This is a genomic window from Saccharopolyspora sp. NPDC045941 (assembly GCF_056431445.1).
In genome coordinates, this window is sequence record NZ_JBWKKU010000025.1 from 20,713 (window position 1) to 38,821 (window position 18,109).

At 68.9% G+C, this 18,109-nt stretch carries 18 protein-coding genes; 10 read left to right on the plus strand and 8 right to left on the minus strand.

All coding sequences use genetic code 11. The features are described 5' to 3' along the window. The first annotated feature begins 12 nt into the window (after positions 1 to 12). From ispD to rlmB, 6 genes are all read left to right on the plus strand, one after another. Positions 13 to 702 (plus strand): 2-C-methyl-D-erythritol 4-phosphate cytidylyltransferase, encoded by a 690-nt coding sequence (ispD, locus tag AC07FN_RS21180; protein ID WP_452616859.1) that lies wholly within the window; start codon positions 13 to 15, stop codon positions 700 to 702. After that, complete coding sequence (ispF, locus tag AC07FN_RS21185; protein WP_478397141.1) at positions 699 to 1,181, plus strand: 2-C-methyl-D-erythritol 2,4-cyclodiphosphate synthase; 483 nt, start codon at positions 699 to 701, stop codon at positions 1,179 to 1,181. The genes ispD and ispF overlap by 4 nt, the downstream gene beginning before the upstream one ends. A gap of 158 nt (positions 1,182 to 1,339) precedes the next feature. Continuing rightward, positions 1,340 to 1,540 carry a hypothetical protein gene (locus AC07FN_RS21190; RefSeq protein ID WP_397527538.1) on the plus strand — a complete coding sequence of 67 codons (201 nt, stop codon included), beginning with the start codon at positions 1,340 to 1,342 and terminating at the stop codon, positions 1,538 to 1,540. A gap of 82 nt (positions 1,541 to 1,622) precedes the next feature. Beyond that, positions 1,623 to 2,303 (plus strand): HAD family hydrolase, encoded by a 681-nt coding sequence (locus AC07FN_RS21195; protein ID WP_478397142.1) that lies wholly within the window; start codon positions 1,623 to 1,625, stop codon positions 2,301 to 2,303. 71 nt (positions 2,304 to 2,374) lie between these two features. Further along, positions 2,375 to 3,769, plus strand: a complete 1,395-nt coding sequence (gene cysS / locus AC07FN_RS21200; protein WP_478397143.1) for a cysteine--tRNA ligase — start codon at positions 2,375 to 2,377, stop codon at positions 3,767 to 3,769. A 3-nt stretch (positions 3,770 to 3,772) separates the two neighbouring features. Next, positions 3,773 to 4,726, plus strand: a complete 954-nt coding sequence (rlmB, locus tag AC07FN_RS21205; RefSeq protein ID WP_478397144.1) for a 23S rRNA (guanosine(2251)-2'-O)-methyltransferase RlmB — start codon at positions 3,773 to 3,775, stop codon at positions 4,724 to 4,726. Positions 4,727 to 5,219: 493 nt separating this feature from the next. On the opposite strand, the gene AC07FN_RS21210 is transcribed toward rlmB, so the two are convergent. Beyond that, entirely contained in the window at positions 5,220 to 6,062 is an 843-nt protein-coding gene (locus AC07FN_RS21210) for a phospholipid scramblase-related protein (protein WP_478397145.1), read from the minus strand. A 149-nt stretch (positions 6,063 to 6,211) separates the two neighbouring features. On the opposite strand from AC07FN_RS21210, the gene AC07FN_RS21215 reads away from it, so the two are divergent. Both AC07FN_RS21215 and AC07FN_RS21220 read left to right on the plus strand, forming a co-directional pair. Next, positions 6,212 to 7,645 carry an MBOAT family O-acyltransferase gene (locus tag AC07FN_RS21215; RefSeq protein WP_478397146.1) on the plus strand — a complete coding sequence of 478 codons (1,434 nt, stop codon included), beginning with the start codon at positions 6,212 to 6,214 and terminating at the stop codon, positions 7,643 to 7,645. 202 nt (positions 7,646 to 7,847) lie between these two features. Further along, positions 7,848 to 9,521 (plus strand): hypothetical protein, encoded by a 1,674-nt coding sequence (locus AC07FN_RS21220; RefSeq protein WP_478397147.1) that lies wholly within the window; start codon positions 7,848 to 7,850, stop codon positions 9,519 to 9,521. Positions 9,522 to 9,895: 374 nt separating this feature from the next. Here AC07FN_RS21220 and AC07FN_RS21225 read toward each other — a convergent pair whose 3' ends face one another. Further along, positions 9,896 to 10,828: an alpha/beta fold hydrolase gene (locus tag AC07FN_RS21225; protein WP_478397148.1), complete on the minus strand. Its 933-nt coding sequence runs from the start codon at positions 10,826 to 10,828 to the stop codon at positions 9,896 to 9,898. A 96-nt stretch (positions 10,829 to 10,924) separates the two neighbouring features. Between AC07FN_RS21225 and AC07FN_RS21230 the strand changes: the two genes are divergently transcribed. Beyond that, the gene (locus AC07FN_RS21230) at positions 10,925 to 11,518 is read left to right on the plus strand and encodes a TetR/AcrR family transcriptional regulator (RefSeq protein WP_478397149.1); all 594 of its coding nucleotides are present in this window, start codon (positions 10,925 to 10,927) and stop codon (positions 11,516 to 11,518) included. Between the two features lie 116 nt (positions 11,519 to 11,634). Here the strand turns inward: AC07FN_RS21230 and AC07FN_RS21235 are convergent, their stop codons facing one another. Further along, positions 11,635 to 11,856 carry a hypothetical protein gene (locus AC07FN_RS21235; protein ID WP_478397150.1) on the minus strand — a complete coding sequence of 74 codons (222 nt, stop codon included), beginning with the start codon at positions 11,854 to 11,856 and terminating at the stop codon, positions 11,635 to 11,637. Between the two features lie 184 nt (positions 11,857 to 12,040). After that, complete coding sequence (locus tag AC07FN_RS21240) at positions 12,041 to 12,280, minus strand: VOC family protein (protein WP_478397151.1); 240 nt, start codon at positions 12,278 to 12,280, stop codon at positions 12,041 to 12,043. Positions 12,281 to 12,352: 72 nt separating this feature from the next. Here AC07FN_RS21240 and AC07FN_RS21245 point away from each other — a divergent pair, with 72 nt between their 5' ends. Then, positions 12,353 to 13,636, plus strand: a complete 1,284-nt coding sequence (locus tag AC07FN_RS21245; protein ID WP_478397152.1) for an alginate O-acetyltransferase AlgX-related protein — start codon at positions 12,353 to 12,355, stop codon at positions 13,634 to 13,636. Between the two features lie 889 nt (positions 13,637 to 14,525). Here AC07FN_RS21245 and thpD read toward each other — a convergent pair. From thpD to ectA, 4 genes are all read right to left on the minus strand, one after another. After that, on the minus strand, positions 14,526 to 15,428 hold the full coding sequence (gene thpD, locus AC07FN_RS21250) for an ectoine hydroxylase (RefSeq protein WP_478397153.1): 903 nt from the start codon (positions 15,426 to 15,428) through the stop codon (positions 14,526 to 14,528). Between the two features lie 203 nt (positions 15,429 to 15,631). Beyond that, a complete protein-coding gene (locus tag AC07FN_RS21255; protein ID WP_358567078.1) occupies positions 15,632 to 16,042 on the minus strand; it encodes an ectoine synthase in 411 nt (136 codons plus the stop codon). Positions 16,043 to 16,151: 109 nt separating this feature from the next. After that, on the minus strand, positions 16,152 to 17,396 hold the full coding sequence (gene ectB, locus AC07FN_RS21260) for a diaminobutyrate--2-oxoglutarate transaminase (RefSeq protein ID WP_478397154.1): 1,245 nt from the start codon (positions 17,394 to 17,396) through the stop codon (positions 16,152 to 16,154). Between the two features lie 80 nt (positions 17,397 to 17,476). Then, the gene (gene ectA, locus AC07FN_RS21265) at positions 17,477 to 18,043 is read right to left on the minus strand and encodes a diaminobutyrate acetyltransferase (protein WP_478397155.1); all 567 of its coding nucleotides are present in this window, start codon (positions 18,041 to 18,043) and stop codon (positions 17,477 to 17,479) included. Positions 18,044 to 18,109: the final 66 nt, after the last annotated feature.

Consider the following 18,109-nt stretch of genomic DNA (forward strand, 5'->3'; position numbering starts at 1 on the left):
GAATAGACGAGCGTGAGCGTTGTCGCGCTGGTACCCGCGGCTGGCCGCGGGGTGCGCCTGGGTGCCGGGATGCCGAAGGCGCTGGTTCCGGTGATCGGTGAATCGTTGTTGTTGCGCGCGGTCCGCGGCCTGTTGGCCTCGGGCCGCGTGCAGCACGTCGTGGTCGCGGCCCCGGCCGATCAGGTCGAGGTCGTGACCGCGGAGCTGGCCGCGTTGCCGTCCGCGCACGTGGTCGCCGGGGGAGCGGAGCGGACCGACTCCGTGCGGCGCGCGCTCGACGCGGTCGAGCGGATCGCGCCGGATGCGCGGGTCGTGCTGGTGCACGACGCCGCACGTGCTTTCACCCCGGCTTCGATGATCCGGGATGTCGTGTCCGCGGTCGAGGAGGGCGCTCCCGCGGTGATCCCGGTGCTGCCGGTGACCGACACGATCAAGCAGGTCGACGACGCGGGCGACGTCGTCTCGACCGTGGACCGCTCCCAGCTGCGGGCGGTGCAGACGCCCCAAGGTTTCGCCATCGACGTGCTGCGGGCGGCCTACGCCGCGGCCGGTGACGTGGCCACCGACGACGCCGGGCTCGTGGAGCGGGTCGGCGGCAAGGTGCACACCGTCGCCGGCCACCCGCACGCCCTGAAGATCACCACCGCCTTCGATCTGGCCATCGCCGAGTCGGTGCTGGCCGTGGCTGGAGAACCCGAGTGACCGAGCTGCTGCCCCGAGTCGGCCAGGGCGTCGACGTCCACCCCGTCGAAGCCGGGCGCGACTGCTGGATGGCGGGCTTGCTCTGGCCGGGCGTGGACGGCTGCGCCGGGCACTCCGACGGCGACGTCGCGGCGCACGCGCTGTGCGACGCGCTGCTGTCGGCGGCGGGCCTCGGCGATCTCGGCGCGGTGTTCGGCACCGACGACGACCGCTGGGCCGGCGCCCACGGCGCGGACTTCCTGGTCGAGGTGCGGAACCGGGTCGCTGCGGCGGGCTTTCGGATCGGCAACGCGACCGTGCAGGTGATCGGCAACGCGCCGCGCATCGGCAAGCGCCGCGAGGAAGCGCAGCAGGTGCTCTCGGAGGCGATCGGCGCGCCGGTGTCGGTGTCCGGCACGACCTCGGACGGCCTGGGCCTCACCGGCCGCGGCGAAGGCATCGCCGCTGTGGCCACCGCCCTGGTCTTCCCGGCGGCCTGACGGTTCCGGCTGGCCAGTGCGCACGGCACCTGATCGGCGGTTGCGCCTGGCCTGTCGAGTAACGGGCGGATAGCTGGGCGTAACGGGTTGGCGGAGTCAGGGAAAACTCAGGGCTCGCGGTCTGGAATGCCGGGGTCGGTGCGCGCCATGCTCGACGCATGGTGATCGAGCGGAACCGGTGGGTGCGTCGGCTGCTCGTAGTGCAGCCGGTGTTGGTGTGGCCAGTGTCGTTCGTGTTGTGGTCCGGGGGCAGCGGCCTCGGCCTGGCGGCGGCCGTGATCCTGTTGTGGGTGAGTGCGGCCATCTGCATCGCGGGCATCGTCGTCCCGATGCGCAGCCACCAGGCGCGGCGCTGCTGACTGCGGCGGAGGGGTGGTCCGGGTCGTGAGCTTGGCCGCATGTCGGTGCCCGGCCCGGTCCAGTCCACTTACCGTTGGTGGCGTGACTTCGCGCGCGGTGCTCTTCGATTTCTCCGGCACGCTGTTCCGTCTCGAAGAAGACGAGTCCTGGTTCACCGACCTCGCCGACGCCGACGGCGCCCCGTTCGACCTGCAGGCGCAGGCCGAGGTGATGCGCCGGATGACGGCGCCGGTCGGACAGATCGTGCAGCTCGGCCCGGAATTCCAGGACGCGTGGGAGAACCGCGACCTCGATCCGGCCCTGCACCGCAAGGTCTACGTGGAGGTGCTGCGCAGCTCCGGGGTGCAGGACGGCCAGGCCACGGGCCTCTACGAGCGGTTGATCGACCCCGACTTCTGGACGGTGTACCCGGACACCGTCGAGGTGATGCGCCGGCTGCACGAGGCGGGCACCAAGATCGGCGTGATCAGCAACATCGCCTTCGACATCCGGCCCGCGTTCGAGCGGATCGGCGTCACCGGCTTCGTCGACGAGTTCCTGCTGTCGTACCTCGAAGGCGTCATCAAGCCGGACCCGAAGATCTTCCTGCGCGCCTGCGAGCGGCTCGGCGTCGCGCCGGAGGAGGCGCTGATGGTCGGCGACAGCGAGGAGGCCGACGGCGGCGCGGCGGCGGTCGGCTGCCGGGTGGCGATCGTCGACCCCGTGTCCACCGCCGAGCGGCCGGACGGATTGCTGACCGCCGTCGCCGACGTACTGCGCTGACGATCACTACCCCTTGACGCGCCAGCCCCTGTCGTGATTGCGCGCCGACCTGTCCCCGTACCATCAGGGGCGTGAGCCTGCACCTGCATGACACCGCGACCCGCACGACGCGCGAATTCCACCCGCGCTGCGACGGAGTGGCGTCGATCTACGTCTGTGGTGCCACCGTGCAGGGCATTCCGCACGTCGGCCACGTCCGCAGCGGGCTGAACTTCGACGTGCTGCGCCGCTGGATGCAGCGGGTCGGCTACGACGTGCGCCTGGTCCGCAACGTCACCGACATCGACGACAAGATCCTCACCAAGGCCGGCGAAGCCGGTCGCCCGTGGTGGGAGTGGGCCGCGACGCACGAGCGCGCCTTCGAGCTGGCGTACGACCAGCTCGGCTGCCAGCCGCCGTCGGTGCTGCCGCGCGCGACCGGGCACGTCACGCAGATGGTCGACCTGATCCAGCGGCTGATCGACAAGGGCCACGCCTACGCGGCGGGCGGCGACGTGTACTTCGCGGTGGCCTCCTACGCCGACCACTACGGCAAGCTGTCCGGGCAGCGCCTCGAAGAGGTGCAGCAGGGCGAGACCCTGGCCAGCGGCAAGCGCGACCCGCGCGACTTCACGCTGTGGAAGGGCGCGAAGCCGGGCGAGCCGAGCTGGCCGACGCCGTGGGGCCACGGCCGCCCGGGCTGGCACCTGGAATGCTCCGCGATGGCCACCTTCTACCTCGGCAGCGAGTTCGACATCCACGGCGGCGGCCTGGACCTGGTGTTCCCGCACCACGAGAACGAGCTGGCCCAGTCGAACGCGGCCGGGGACGGCTTCGCGCAGTACTGGATGCACAACGCCTGGGTGACCATGAGCGGCGAGAAGATGTCGAAGTCGCTCGGCAACACGCTGTCCATCCCGGCGGTGCTCCAGCGCGCCCGCGCGGCCGAGCTGCGCTACTACCTGGTCACGCCGCACTACCGGTCGACGATCGAGTTCTCCGAGGGTGGGCTGGCCGAGGCGGTCGCCGCGTACCGGCGCATCGAGTCGTTCGTGCGCCGCGTCGGGCAGCGCGCCGGCAACGTCGAGCCCGGCGAGCTGGCCGCGGAGTTCACCGAGGCGATGGACGACGACCTGTCGACGCCGCAGGCGATCGCGGCGGTGCACAACGCGGTCCGGGAGGGCAACGCGGCGCTGGACCGCGGCGACGACGAGGCGGCTCGCGACGCGGCGGCGTCGGTGCGGGCCATGATGGACGTGCTCGGGTTGGACCCGCTGTCCGAGAAGTGGGCCGAGGAAGCCGGTTCGGACGATGCCGCGCACGCCGCGCTGGCCGACCTGGTCCAGGCGATGCTCGACCAGCGCCAGCAGGCCCGCAAGGAGCGCGACTTCGCCACCGCCGACCTGCTGCGCGATCGGTTGCAGGACAGCGGGATTGCCGTCGAGGACACCCCCGACGGTCCGATGTGGACATTGAAAGACGGGTAACACGTGGCCGGCAACGACAAACGCCGCGGCGGCATGCGCAAGAGCAACAAGAAGGGCATGGTCGTCGGATCCGGCGGGCAGCGCCGCCGGGGGCTGATCGGCAAGGGGCCGACGCCGAAGGCGGAGGACCGGGTCAGCCACCCCGCGAAGCGGCGCGCCGACGCGCGCAGCAAGGCGGAGCAGCAGCGCGCGAAGCGCAAGGCGCAGCAGGACACCCAGCCGGAGCTGGTGGCCGGGCGCAACCCGGTGGTGGAGTGCATCCGGGCCGGCGTGCCGGCGACCGGGCTGTACGTGGCGCAGGGCATCGACATCGACGACCGGGTCACCGAGGCGGTGCGGGAGGCGAAGTCGCGCGGGATCTCCGTGCTGGACGTGCCGCGCATCGAGCTCGACCGGATGACGAACAACGCGATGCACCAGGGGGTCGCGCTCCAGGTGCCGCAGTTCTCCTACGCGCACCCGGAGGACGTGCTCGCGGCGGCGCATGATTCCGGCATGCCGCCGCTGATCGTCGCGCTCGACGGCGTGACCGACCCGCGCAACCTGGGTGCGGTGATCCGCTCCGCGGCGGCGTTCGGCGCGCACGGCGTGATCGTGCCGCAGCGGCGCAGCGCCGGGATCACGGCCGTCGCCTGGCGCACCAGCGCGGGCACGGCCGCGAAGCTGCCGGTGGCCAAGGCGGTCAACCTCACCCGCACGCTGAAGGACCTGAAGGAAGCCGGGCTGATGGTCATCGGCCTGGACGCCGATGCCGACGTCACCTCGGACGAGCTGGAGCTGGCGACGGGACCGCTGGTGGTCGTCGTGGGCTCGGAGGGGCGCGGACTGTCCCGGCTGGTCCGGGAAACCTGCGATCAGACGGTGTCGATCCCGATGGCGGGAGGAGTGGAGTCGCTCAACGCCTCGGTCGCCGCGGGCGTGGTCCTCGCCGAGGTCGCCCGCCGCCGCAGGAACTGACCCCGGCCGAGACACCACCCTCGGGCCGGGCCGACTGGGAACGGTCCGTTGGTCCGCAATTTCAATGGAAATCGAAGGTCCGATTTCCATTGAAATTGCGGAAGTTGTCCACAGCCGTACGAGGTTGTCCACACCCTCCGGCGTGTCGTGACCCCGACACGCCGGGAGGGGTGCAGTTTCAATTGAAACTTGAGGATCAGTTTCAATTGAGGGTTTTCATCCTGGTCGACCCGCAGCCGCGGCGTCTGACCTGGGCCTGAGTGCGCCATGTCGCCAAGCGCCGTCAGGCGCTTTCGGGCCCACCTTCGCAACTCGCACCGCCGCGGGTTCTCAGCGTTCGCCTGGCGAGAACGGCCCTGACGCCGTGTATTGGCATGCATAAGTCAGGGCACCCACAGCCAGGCGGGCGCTGTGACTCCCGCAGGGGGGCCGCTAACCGCACCGCCACGCAGAACGAGGTTGGAAAACCTCATTGAAACTGCGGGTGGGGACGTCAGGACTGGTTCTGGCTGAGGATGGTGTCGACCGTCAGGGCCGATGCGACGACCATGCTCAGCAGCGGGTCCTGGAGCGGTCTGTGGATCTGCAGGACGTAGTTGTCCGCGGTCGTGAACGCCGCCTTCGCCAGGCCTTGCCAGGTCTTGGTGATCTGCCCGATCTCGGTGTCGGCGTGGTCTAGGACCTTGATGTCCCAGGCGCGCAGGTTCTCCGCGCGCATGCCGCCGATGCGCTGCCCGTTGACCTCGAAGTCGAACCTGGCCTTGCCCCAGACGTTCGCCAGCTTGATGTCCCCGACCGGCGACTGGTCCGGCCGCTGCACGTGCACCGTGCCCTTCCACATGGTCGCCGGGCGGGTCAGCACCAACATCGGCCGACCGGTGGCGTCGCGGATCTCCAGCGTCACGGTCATCAGCGAGTCGAGCTTGGTGAACATCCGCAGCGCCTTCTGCGCGCCGCTCTGGCCGACCTGCATGACCGAGCCGAGTTGGCGGCCGTGCTGGTCGTAGACGGCGTACTCGTTCGCCACCTCGATCAGCTTCGCCTTCTGGTTGATCACCAGCACCGGCTCGGTGAACAGCGTGCCACCGCCGCCGGCGATCGTGCCGCCGACACCAGCGCGCTGCTGCACCTGCTGCTGGACGGACGCGGCGTCGCCGGTGCCACCCATCGCCAGCTCGATGGCTGAGGCGTCGTTCTGCTGCGCGTACTGCGGCTGCTGCTGGACGTGGGCGGGCTGGGCGGGCTGGACGTGCGGGGTCCACTGGCGGCCGTCCCACCAGCGCACGTAACGCGGATCTGCCTGGTCCGGGTACCAGCCGGGCGGCGGAGCGTTCATGGGCCCAGGCTAGGCGATCGTCGCGGCGGCCGTCCCGGGTTTGCACTCATCGCGTTCCGGGCCGGACACGGTCCGGGCTCGGCTAGAGTCCGACGGAGCAATTCAGCACCAGCGAGGAGGCGAGGGCCTCCCGTACCCCGAGGCCCCCGATGTCGTTCGCAAGTCCGCTGTTCCTCTGGTACTTCCTGCCGGCCGTGCTCGCGGCCGTGCTGATCGCACCGCGCAGCGGACGCAATGTCGTGATCGCCGTGGCGAGCCTGCTGTTCTACGTCAGCGGCGCGGGCGGGACGACGCTGCTGCTGCTCGCCTGCATCGTGGTGAACTACTTCGCCGGCCGGCGGCTGGAGCCCGACGACTGGGGTTTCGAGCAGAACCGGCGGAAGTGGCTGCTGATCGGCACGATCTCGTTCAACCTCGCGATCCTGGCGATCTGGAAGTACGCCGGGTTCGCCACCGCGCAGCTCGCGGTGCTCGGCCAGTGGTTCGGCGGCGACTTCCCAGTGCTGCACCTGGCGTTGCCGATCGGGATCTCGTTCTACACGTTCCACCACATCTCCTACGTGGTGGACATCTACCGGGGCGAGCGCCCGGCGCTGCGCGATCCGGTCTCGTTCATCACCTACATCGCGATGTTCCCGCAGCTGGTGGCCGGTCCGATCGTGCGCTACCGGGAGATCGCCGACCAGCTCCCGCAGCAGCGGACGCACCGGCTCGACGACATCGCGGCGGGTTTCCCGCGGTTCGCGTGGGGACTGACGAAGAAGGTCGTCATCGCGGACACGCTGGCGCCGATGGTGGACGCCTGCTTCGCCACCCCGAACGAGGACATGACGTTCGCGATCGCCTGGCTCGGCGCGATCGGGTACACGATGCAGCTGTACTTCGACTTCTCCGGCTACTCGGACATGGCGATCGGGCTGGGCCGGATGCTCGGGTTCCGGCTGCCGGAGAACTTCGCCCGGCCGTACTCGTCGGTGACCGTCACGGAGTTCTGGCGCCGCTGGCACATGTCCCTGTCCCGCTGGTTCCGGGACTACGTCTACATCCCGCTGGGCGGCAACCGCGGAGGCACGGCGCGCACCTACCGGAACCTGGCGATCATCTTCGTGCTGACCGGTTTCTGGCACGGCGCGGCGTGGACGTACTTGGTGTGGGGGCTGTTCCACGGCGCGCTGCTGGTGGTGGAGCGCGCCTTCGGCTGGTCGCACGCGCCGAGCACCACCCGGGCCCGGCTCGGCCGCCGCGCGCTGACGATGCTGCTGGTGGTGATCGGCTGGGTGTTCTTCCGGTCGCCGGACCTGGGCAGCGCGTTCGTGATGCTGGGCCACATGCTGCTGCCGGACTTCGCCGGCCTGACGGACATCGTCGCGGCGTCGGTGACGAACCAGCGCCTGGTGTTCCTGCTGCTGGCGCTGGTGGTCGTGGCCCTGCCGGCGAACTCGGGCACGGGCCCGTTCCTGGAGGCGGTCCGGACCCCGCAGGCCTACGCGCTCCGGATCGGCGTCCTGGCCCTCGGCCTCGGCTACGCGGGCCTGCTCGTCGCCACCGGCTCCTTCAGCCCGTTCCTGTACTACCAGTTCTGACCATCATCAGGGCCCCGACCAGACGTTTGCTCGTTGGGACTTTCTGCTCTGTCGGACCACGAATCGATGTGGCGTGGACTGGGGAGTGGAGATTCCCGGCCTGTCGGGGACCGGCTGCACCACATGGGGTCCCGGCCGGAAGGCGGCCGCTGGCGCAGCCCTCTCTTCGGACGAGCACGTGGAGGATCCGGAGGCGGGACGAATGGTCACCACGAAGCAGCAGGTCGTCCAGAAGGCGATCGACAACTACATCGAAGACCAGGAGAGGGGCCTGGAGGTCGCCCAGAAGGCGCTGGCGATGCACCAGAAGATGCATCGGCCGGAGGTGCAGGAGGCCGAGGCCCTCGGAAAACCGGTGTCGGAGGTCGAGTACCTCGATGAGGAAGCACGCGGGCTGAGCGACGAACTCCGGGACGGTCAGCGGGAGATCGAGGCGACCAGGCAACGCATCGAGGAGGCGCGGACCGCTCGCCTCAACGGATCCCGCGCGAGCGAGGATTTCCTGAACGGCCACCAAGGGGACAACTGGGCGGACCAGACCGCTCTGGACGAGTTCGGCGTGACGCCGCCTGAAGATTCCGCTCTGGGGCCGGTCGAGGGTTACGAACCGGGGCGGCCGACCGGTGATGACGTTCCGGAGTTGCCGGTCACCGAGCCTGCGGAGCCGATGCCGAGTGCCGGCGAGCAGCCGGCGGTGGAGGTGGGTGCCGGCAAGACGCCCACGTTCCGCACCGGTGAGAAAAAGCCGGACTGGACCCTGAAGCCAGGTCAGGCCGGGCCGTCCGCGCCGTCGCCCGTAGGACCTGACGGTGAGCCGGGTGATCAGCTGTCTCCGCCGGGACCGGGTGGAGCGGAGCCTTCCGGAGGCCCGGGCGTGGTGAGCCGGATCGTGAAGTGGCTGGCAGGCACGAGTCTGGTCAAGGCGACGCAAGTCGGGTTCGAGGTCGTCAAAGGTCGTTTCAAGAAGGTTGTCGCCGTGGTGGGCACAGTGGTCGCCGTCGGTGGCCTGATCTACACGTTCTGGCCGAGCGGGGGTGCTCCCGAGCCACGCCCTCCCGAACCTCCCGGAGTGCAGGCCCCGTCGACGCCGGCAGCACCGGAACCGCCGCCGCCGAACCCGTTCATGCCACCTCATGCTCCGGAACCGGTGCCGCCGAACCCGTTCGGCGGACCTGAATCCGCGCCGCCGAACCCGTTCGGTGGGCCCGAATCCCCGCCCCCGAACCCGTACGTTCCGCCTCACGTCCCGGAACCGGCACCGCCGGCCCCCTTCGAGCCCGGTGGGGGCACGAACAGTGAGCCGGCGGTGCCCCCGGCAGCACCCGCACCCCCGAATCCGTTCGAGCCTGGGCAGCACGGCAGCAACCCCGGCACTGACACCGGCGGCGGTACCGACACCGGCGGCCACAGCGGCACCGGCGGTACCGGCAGCGGCACTGGCAGCGACAGCGGCACCGGCGCCGGCGGCGACACCGGCACGGGTACCGGCAGCGACAGCGGCACCGGTAGCGGCAGTGATACCGGCACTGGTAGCGACACCGGCACGGGTACCGGCAGCGACAGCGGCACCGGTAGCGGCAGTGATACCGGCACTGGTAGCGATACCGGCACGGGTACGGGCAGCGACAGCGGCACCGGCACCGGCACTGATAGCGATACCGGCACGGGCACCGGCACCGGCACCGGCGGCGACACCGACACCGGCATCGGTACGGGCAGCGACAGCAGTACTGGCAGCGACAGCAGCACGGGCACCGGCGGCGACACCGGCGGCACCGGTACCGGCACGGGCGGCCACGGCGACACCGGCACCGACACCGATACTGGCGGCCACAGCGACACCGGCGGCAGCGGCAGCGGTACTGGCGGCGGCTGAGCGCACCGCGCACATGAAGATGGCGAATGAGATCGGCCGGATGGTCGTCCGGTGGGTGATTTCCGCCGGTCCCGGACTTTCATTCTCAGTACTACTGAGCCTTTTTCATCCTGGTCGGCCCGCAGCCGCGGGTCGCAAAGCCACACGTCGATGGGCTGTCGCATGCGCCGCAGGCGCATAGCCCACCTACGACACCTGCACCGCCGCGGGTTCACGGTGCCCACCCCTCCGGGGTTCCCTTGGCGAGGACGGCCCCTCCGCCGTGTATTGGGCATACATCAGGAGGGGCACCCACAGTCCAGGGAGCCTCTGAGGTTCCGCTACCCGCACCGCCACGCAGAACGAGGTTGGAAAAGCCTCACTGGTTCTGATGATCAGAATGCGGCGCGGTACGGGGTCAGGAATTCGGTCAGGGCGGCGAGCATTTCCTGCGGGGCTTCTTCGGCCGGGTAGTGCCCGCAGTCGGCCAGGACGACGCTCGCGACGTCTTCGGCCGCGGGGGCCAGGGTTTCGCCGACCAGGTCGCCGACGGAGCGAGTGCCGGCGATGGTCAGCACGGGCATGGTCAGCTTCCGCGCCTTGCGACGGGCGTTCTGCTCGATCGTCGTGTCGATCGCGCGGTAGAACTCGAAGCTGGCGCGCAGGGCCTCGCGATCGGTGGCCAGGGCCTCGATGTACAGGTCGACGGCGTGCTCCGGCAGTTGGCGGGCCGCTTTGGTCGCGAACTGGTACCCGAAGAAGAGCCGTTCCCGGCCTGCGACGAGTTCCTCGTTCAGCGAGCCGAGCCGGTTGAACCCGAAGTGCCACAGCCGATCGACGGCCTCCTGCGGCGCGAACAGCGGTGGGGAGGGCGCTAAACCGGGGATCACGGCCTCGGCGAGGGCCAGGCGTTCCACGCGCTCCGGGTGGTCCGCGGCCAGCGCGTATCCGGTCCACATGCCGACGTCGTGGCCGACCATCGCGAAGCGGTCGTGGCCCAGTGCGCTCATCAGGCCGGCCATGTCGGCGGCGAGGGTGCCGGTGTCGTAGCCGGCGTCCGGCTTGTCGGACAGGCCCACGCCCCGGGGATCGGGTGCGACGACCGTGAAGTCCCGCGCCAGCGCCGGCATCAGCTCGCGCCATGCGTACCAGGTCTGCGGCCAGCCGGCGAGCAGCAGCAACGGCGGCCCGTCGCCGCCGGTCACGGCGTGCAGGCGCAGGTCGCCGACCTGCACCCAGCGGCTGCGGAACGTGTCGGTGAACCCGGCGGGCAGCCCGGGGGCGCCGCTCGCGGAGCCTCGGCCAGCGGGCTCGGTTGTTTCTCCCATGCTCCGACCGTAACCATCTTGGAACGATCAGTCCATGATTCTTGTACCGTTCGGTCCAAGAAGTAGGTAGGCTCACGTCGAAGCGGGAGGAGGCGCATGTCGGGTCGCAAGCAGTTCGACGTCGACGAAGCCCTGGACAAGGCCATGGCGGTGTTCTGGCAGCGGGGATACGCCGACGCATCGCTGGACATGCTCGGCACTGCCACCGGGCTGGGCCGGGGATCGCTCTACGGCGCGTTCGGCGGCAAGGACGAGTTGTTCCGCCGAGCGCTGGACCGGTACTCCGCGACGTACGGCTCCCGCTACGAGGACGCGCTCACCGCGCACCCGGGCGATCCGGCCCGTGCCGTCGAGGCGTTCTTCGGCGTCATCCTGGACAGGATCAACGACCCCGCTGTGCCGGAGGGCTGCCTCGTTGCCCAGTCGGTCGCCCAGTCGTCCGCGCTGACGCCCGAAAGCGCCGCGCACGTCCGCCGCTTGCTCGACATCCAGCAGGCGCGCGTCCGAGCCGCGCTCGACGATCCGCGCGCCGATCCGGCGACGCTCGACGACCTCGCCATCTACGTCGTCGCGATCAACCAATCCCTCGCGGTGCTCAGCCGCGCCGGTGCGTCGGATCGGGAGCTGCGGGCCGTGGTGCGCTTCGCCTGCGAGACCGTCGCGAGCCGGTTCGCCCCTGCCCGTTCTTGAAAAGAAGCACCCCCGGGGTGCGGGTTCAATGCGCCTGTTGAACCCGCACCCCGGGGGTGTGCGTCTTGGTGCGCCGCCTTCTTCGGATGTGGGACGGCGCTTGGAAGTCAGTTCGTTCAGTCGGTCCAGACCCACATGAGGATCGGGTCGCCCATGCCGGCCTCGATCGAGCAGTCGGTCCAGCGACCCTGGGCCTTCCCGGCGTCGCACGCCGCCACAGCCGCTTCGTACGACGGGTAAACACCTGCAAAGTACGTCTCACCGGCGGCCATGGCCGGGGCGCTGAAGGCGAGGAGTCCGGCGACGGCCGCGACCCCGATGGTGATCTTGCGAAGCACGATGATTCCTCCGAGACAGTAGGAATGTTGCGCGGATCCGCTTTCGTGGAAAACGCTATCCGGGTGCGGAGTGCCGCCCAAGAATCCGGAGGACAAACTGCCCGAAGAGGACACCCGCCTTCCCCTATGGCACCGCGAATGCGAGCCGGTCGTTTTTCGGCAGGCCGGCGGAAAGCGGTGCCGGTCAGGTGATCGCTGCGCCGAGATGGATCTGGTTGTCGTCCGGGTCGGCGGCCGTGGCGATGCGCTCGCGCCATGGCATGTCCTGGGGTATCGGGACGCCTGTGGCTCGGAGGCGGCCCACCGCTTCGTCGACGCCGTCGGTGTAGAGCCACAGGGCGAAATGGTGCCCTGGCCGCACTCCGGGATCCGCGCCGAGGCTGAGCTTGAGTGATTCCAGGCGGAGCGAGCCCGGAAATTCCACCGCTGCGCATCGGGGTGCCGGAATCCGCGAGTTCTGGGCCGGTTGCGGTGCGTGCCCGGTTAACGTGGTGCCGTGTCGCGGCAGGAGCATTCCGATCTTCCCCCGGTCCACGAGGCGTGGTTGCCGCGGGAACACCCGCTGCACCGGCCCCGGCACGGCAGGCGCCAGCTGGCCGCGCTGGTGTGCGCGGTGCTGTTCTTCACCGCGCCGGTGGTGACCTGGGTCTTCGGCGCGCGCGCCGAGCAGCTGGAGAACCGCCCGCTCGCGGCCTTCCCCAGCGTCACCGAAGGCTGGGGGTTCTTCACCGGGCTGAACGCGTGGGCCACTGAAAACCTGCCGTTCCGCAAGGGCGCTGTGCAGTCGGTCGACGCGCTCAGCCGCGGCGTGTTCGGCGAGCCCGCGCGGCTGGCCGGCGGCTCGCACACGTCGCCGATAGGTGCCGGGCAGGTGGACGAGAAACCGCCGATCAACGAGAACGTGTTCCCCACCGTCATCGAGGGCAAGAACGGCTGGCTGTACCTCGGCCACGACGTGGCGTACCGGTGCGTGCCGAAGCGGACGCTGGACGAGGTGATCGCCGGGCTGCGCCGCTGGCGCGCCGTGGTGGAGGCGTCGGGCCGGAAGTTCCAGCTGGTCATCGCCCCGGACAAGTCCACCGTCTACCCGGAGAACATGCCGGACGGCTATGCGGGGAAGGACTGCTCGACGCAGGTCCGCGACGAGTTCTGGCGCCGGGTGCCCGCCGCGACCGGCGCGGTGGACCTGCGCGCCCAGTTGCGCGAGGTCGCGGCGCGCAACCAGCGGCCGATCTACCACGACATCGATACGCACTGGACCCACGAGGGCGGCATCGCCATGACCTACCAGCTCGCGGAACGCCTGCAGCCGGGCGTGACGAGCAGCTGGCTGGTCCGGCCGTCCCGGCAGTACCCGCACAGCGCCGACATCCCGGACCTGCTCGGGCAGGACCGGACCGTGCCGATCCAGGCGTACTCGCTGGCGCCCGACGGCGGGCCGGAGGACAACACGCAGTTCAAGCCCAGCGACTTCCACCAGCCGCTGCACCTGGAGTCGCCGGCGCTGCCGGGCATGATCGACCGGCCGGTGCGGATGGTCGGCGACTCGTTCACCCAGTTCGCGAGCCCGTACCTGGCGGCGGTGTTCGCCAACATCACGGTCACGCACCCGGACAACGTCGCGGTGGACCCGGTGGCGGCGGGCCGGTTGCTGGCGGAAGGCGAAGTGGTCACCTTCGAGCTCTCGGAGCGCTTCGTAGCGGGAGGCCGCTACCCGATGCTCGACCCGGAGGTGGCCGACCAGGTCGGCGCGATCCTCGCAGCCCACCCCGTCCGCTGACCTGATGGCGAGCTGAAAGCACCGTGGGCCATTTCGGGCAGTTGTAGCCGGACGCACGTCCTGTTTTTGCCGATCGCAGTGCCGCGCAAGCCCGGGATCCGCTAACCTAACCGCGCAGTGCGATTGCGGATCAACCGTCCGTAGCTGCACGTGCACGATGTGCCGTTTGCGGCGCATCGGCTGGGACGGGGCGGGCCGAAGGTGCCACTTCAACCCGCCCCCAGAAGGGATTAGCTGTGGTCGTCGAACCAGGTGACGATCCACCACAGCGAGACCCGCAGAATCAGCAGCAGAAGTGCCCGGGCCGTCCCGCGCGGGCGGGCCGGGCACTTTGCTGCACCCCGCCGCCGACGAGTCTGACGAGCCTTCCGGGCCTGCTTGCGGTTCACCTGTGCATGTTCCTTTCGTTGTTGAACCCAACGCTCGGCGACCGCCGAACGCGGCCCGACTGCTGTCAGGCCTGACAACAACAGGACGAGTCCTGTTGAAGCGCTGCGACAGGACTCAAGCCAGGTGGTACCGCAGGGCCTCCCTTCTGATCCCCAGGTTGGAAAATTCCGGTTACTACCGGCTTTTTCGATAACGGACACCATAGGCCACGGCGTGTAACCGACGCCACCCCACCTCCGGGTGTGTCGGACCAATTTCTCGCCGGAATATTCCACTCGCAATTACTTACTGTTGGGTAAACCTGCTGGACCTCGACGTCTATGAGATTGCGTTAGTCGAAATGGAGTAATGATGCGCCTCCGGAACCGGGTGATCACACAGCGTCGCCAGTGGCTTGTGATTCACGTCGCCGCTTGCCAACCGAATGCGCTTCCCGGCGTCAAAAGAAGAGGGGCGCCCGCGACCGATGTGTCGCGGGTGCCCCTCTTGCCTCAGCCGGTCAGCGTTGGATTGGGGTCGTTCTTCTGGAGGCGACGAAGTCCGGGCGGGGGTTGCTCGCCGCGAACGGCTCCACCAGCTCGTTCTCCACGCTGTTGAACACCACGAAGATGTTCGAGCGCGGGAACGGCGTGATGTTGTTCCCCGAGCCGTGCATGCAGTTCGAGTCGAACCACAGCGCCGACCCCGCTTGGCCCGTGAACTGCTCGATGCCGTGCTCGTAGGCCAGCTTCGTGATGTCGTCCTCCGTCGGCACCCCGATGCGCTGCTGCTTCAGCGACGACTTGTAGTTGTCGTCCGGCGTTTCGCCCACGCAGGACACGAACGTCCGGTGCGAGCCCGGCATGATCATCAGCCCGCCGTTGTACGGGTAGTTGTCGGTCAGCGCGATCGAGATGCTCACCGCGCGCATCGCCGGCATGCCGTCCTCGGCGTGCCAGGTCTCGAAATCGGAGTGCCAGTAGAAGCCCGTGCCCCGGTAGCCGGGCATGTAGTTGATCCGGCTCTGGTGCACGTACACGTCCGAGCCGAGGATCTGCCTGGCCCGGTCCAGCACTCGCGGATCACGCACCAGCTCCGCGATCAGCTCGCTCATCCGGTGCACCTCGAAGATCGAGCGGACCTCGTCGGAGCTGCGCTCCACGATGGTCCGCTCATCGGCCCGCACCGCCGGGTCCCTGGTGAGCCGTTCCAGCTCCTGCCAGTAGGTCTGGACTTCGGCAGGCGACAGCAGGCCCTCGACGACGTGGAAGCCCTTGGCCTGGTGGGCCGCGAGCTCTTCCGCGGTCGCCGGGCCGGCCGTCACGCCGGGCCAGACGGTGGGGTCCTCTCGCCGGATCAACGCCGGCTCGGCGCTCACCCGGGTCGGATAGCGATCCTGGGTGCTCAGATCAGCGACGGTCATGGTTTGCGCCTCCTTCGCGAATTCCCGCCGGAGCGGTCGGTGCAGGTGGCACCGCCGCCATTTCTCGGTTCCTCGGTTAGAAGCGGCGCACGTATGCGCCCGCAACTCCCCACGTCATCACGTGGAAAGACCCGTCAACGCACGTGGCGGGCAACCACTTCCGGTTACCCGCCACGTGCGGTTCACAAGCTCGAACAGCGAGTTCAGCCGGCGACCGGCGTCTCGTCGTCCTCCACGACCAGCGGGTACACGCCGTTCTCGTCGTGCACCTCGCGCCCGGTCACCGGCGGGTTGAACACGCACACCGTGCGCATGGTCGTCCGCGGCCGGACCTGGTGCTTGTCGTGGTTGTTCAGCAGGTACAGCGAGCCCGGCTTGAGCTGGTGGACTTCGCCGGTCGCCTTGTCCTCGATCTCGCCCTCACCTTCGGTGATGAAGACCGCCTCGATGTGGTTGGCGTACCAGAAGTCGTTCACCGTGCCGGCGTAGAGGGTGGTCTCGTGCACCGAGAAGCCGACCTTCTCCTTGGCCAGCACGATGCGCTTGCTGCGCCAGTTCTCCGTCTTGATGTCGGCGTCGGTTTCCTCGATTTCCGACAGGTGCCGGACGATCACAGTTCCTCCAGTGGATCAACTTGCAGTTCTGCCGCGGCGGGGCGAACGGCCCGTTCACGCCTCTTGACGAGGCGAACGGTCCGTTCGCGCCACGACGCGGCGTGCCGGATCAGGCCAGGACAGACTGGGCCGAGTCGCGGATGATCTGAAGACCCTGCTCCAGTTCGTCATCCGAAACGGTCAACGGCGGCATGATCTTGATGACCTCGCTGCTCGGGCCCGAGGTCTCCAGCAGCAGCTTGCGGTCGAAGGCGGCCTTGGAGACCTTGCCCGCCACGTCGGTGTCCTCGAAGCCGAGCCCGCGCGCCAGCCCGCGGCCCTTGGCCACCGCGCCGTACTTGGCGGCGAGCTCCTCGAGCACCTCGCCGACCCGCTCGCCCTTGGCGATGGTGGACTTCTCCAGCGAGTCGTCGGCCCAGTACTGCTTCAGGGCCTCGGTGGCGGTGACGAACGCCGGGTTGTTGCCGCGGAACGTGCCGTTGTGCTCGCCCGGCTCCCAGACGTCGTGCTCCGGCTTGATGAGGGTCAGCGCCAGCGGCAGCCCGTAGCCGCCGATGGACTTGGACAGGCAGACGATGTCCGGCTGGATGCCGGCCTCTTCGAAGCTGAAGAACGGACCGGTGCGGCCGCAGCCCATCTGCACGTCGTCGACGATCATCAGGATGCCGTGCTTCTGGCAGAGCTCGTAGAGCCCGCGCAGCCACGCCGGGCGCGACGAGTTGATGCCGCCTTCGCCCTGCAGCGTCTCGACGATCACCGCGGCGGGCTCGTTGAGGCCGCTGCCGCTGTCCTCCAGCATCTTCTCGAAGTACAGGAAGTCCGGGACCTGGCCGTCGAAGTAGTCGTCGTAGGGCATCGGCGTGGCGTGCACCAGCGGGATGCCTGCGCCGCCGCGCTTCATCGAGTTGCCGGTCACCGACAGCGAACCCAGCGTCATGCCGTGGAAGGCGTTGGTGAAGCTGATGATCGATTCCCGGCCGGTGATCTTGCGAGCCAGCTTCAGCGCCGACTCCACCGAGTTGGTGCCGGTCGGGCCGGGGAACTGGACCTTGTAGTTCAGCCCGCGCGGTTTGAGCACGTTGTCCTGGAAGGTCTCCAGGAACGCGCGTTTGGCCACAGTGGACTGGTCCAGGCCGTGCGTGACGCCGTCGCGCTCGATGTACTCGATCAGTTTTCGTTTCAGCAACGGGTTGTTGTGCCCGTAGTTGAGCGCGCCGGCACCGGCGAAGAAGTCCAGGTAACCGGTGCCGTCCTCGTCGTAGAGGTAGCTGCCGACGGCGCGGTCGAAGACCGTCGGCCAGGTGCGGCTGTAGCTGCGTACTTCCGATTCCAGGGTTGCGAAGATGTCGTTCACGATCCTCCGTTCGGCCAGGCAGCGCGTTGTGCGCGCGCCCGGCACTTCAAGAACAAGATTTCGTGCCAGGACGGCGGCCGTCAGGCTCCGGCGGCGGCCGCCGGAACGGGCTCGAAAGGCCCGATGCGGTACAGGTCCTCCCCCAGGTGCGCATCAGGGAACAGGTCGGCGGTGAACAGCTCGCTGCGCTCCAGGCCGGCCGAGCGCTTGCGCGCCAGCGCCGTGAACAGGTTGATCGATGCAGCGTTGTCAGCCGTGATCGTCGTCTCCAGGTACCGCACACCGCGCGGCAGCACGCGGTCCACCAGGTGGCCGAGGAGTCGGCCCGCCACGCCACCACCGCGCTGGGATGCATCGACGGCGATCTGCCACACGACGAGCGTGTCGGGGGCGTCCGGCCGGATGTAACCGGTCACGAATCCCACGACCGCACCGTCGGTGCGTGCCACCGCGGAGGTCTGCGCGAAGTCCCGGCACCACAACAAATATGCGTAGGACGAGTTCACATCGAGCACTGCCGAATCACGGGTGATTCGGTAGAGCTCAGGGCCGTCCGAGACGACCGGAGTATCGATCTCCAACCGTCCGGCTGAACCGCTGTCGCCATTCCGTTTGTCGATGTTATGGCTCGGTTTGTCGCCGGTCATGCTTTGCCAACTTAACAGAACATCCGTAACGCGTCAGGCTCTCGACGCGATAACTATCCGTCTACC

What these genes read in the sequence shown, in the direction of transcription:
- AC07FN_RS21210 (WP_478397145.1), bottom strand. Translation starts at nt 6,062, where the DNA reads ATGAACGCTCCGCCGCCCGGCTGGTACCCGGACCAGGCAGATCCGCGT.
- AC07FN_RS21220 (WP_478397147.1), top strand. Translation starts at nt 7,848, where the DNA reads ATGGTCACCACGAAGCAGCAGGTCGTCCAGAAGGCGATCGACAACTAC.
- AC07FN_RS21190 (WP_397527538.1), top strand. Translation starts at nt 1,340, where the DNA reads ATGGTGATCGAGCGGAACCGGTGGGTGCGTCGGCTGCTCGTAGTGCAG.
- AC07FN_RS21225 (WP_478397148.1), bottom strand. Translation starts at nt 10,828, where the DNA reads ATGGGAGAAACAACCGAGCCCGCTGGCCGAGGCTCCGCGAGCGGCGCC.
- AC07FN_RS21230 (WP_478397149.1), top strand. Translation starts at nt 10,925, where the DNA reads ATGTCGGGTCGCAAGCAGTTCGACGTCGACGAAGCCCTGGACAAGGCC.
- thpD (WP_478397153.1), bottom strand. Translation starts at nt 15,428, where the DNA reads ATGACCGTCGCTGATCTGAGCACCCAGGATCGCTATCCGACCCGGGTG.
- AC07FN_RS21215 (WP_478397146.1), top strand. Translation starts at nt 6,212, where the DNA reads ATGTCGTTCGCAAGTCCGCTGTTCCTCTGGTACTTCCTGCCGGCCGTG.
- ectA (WP_478397155.1), bottom strand. Translation starts at nt 18,043, where the DNA reads ATGACCGGCGACAAACCGAGCCATAACATCGACAAACGGAATGGCGAC.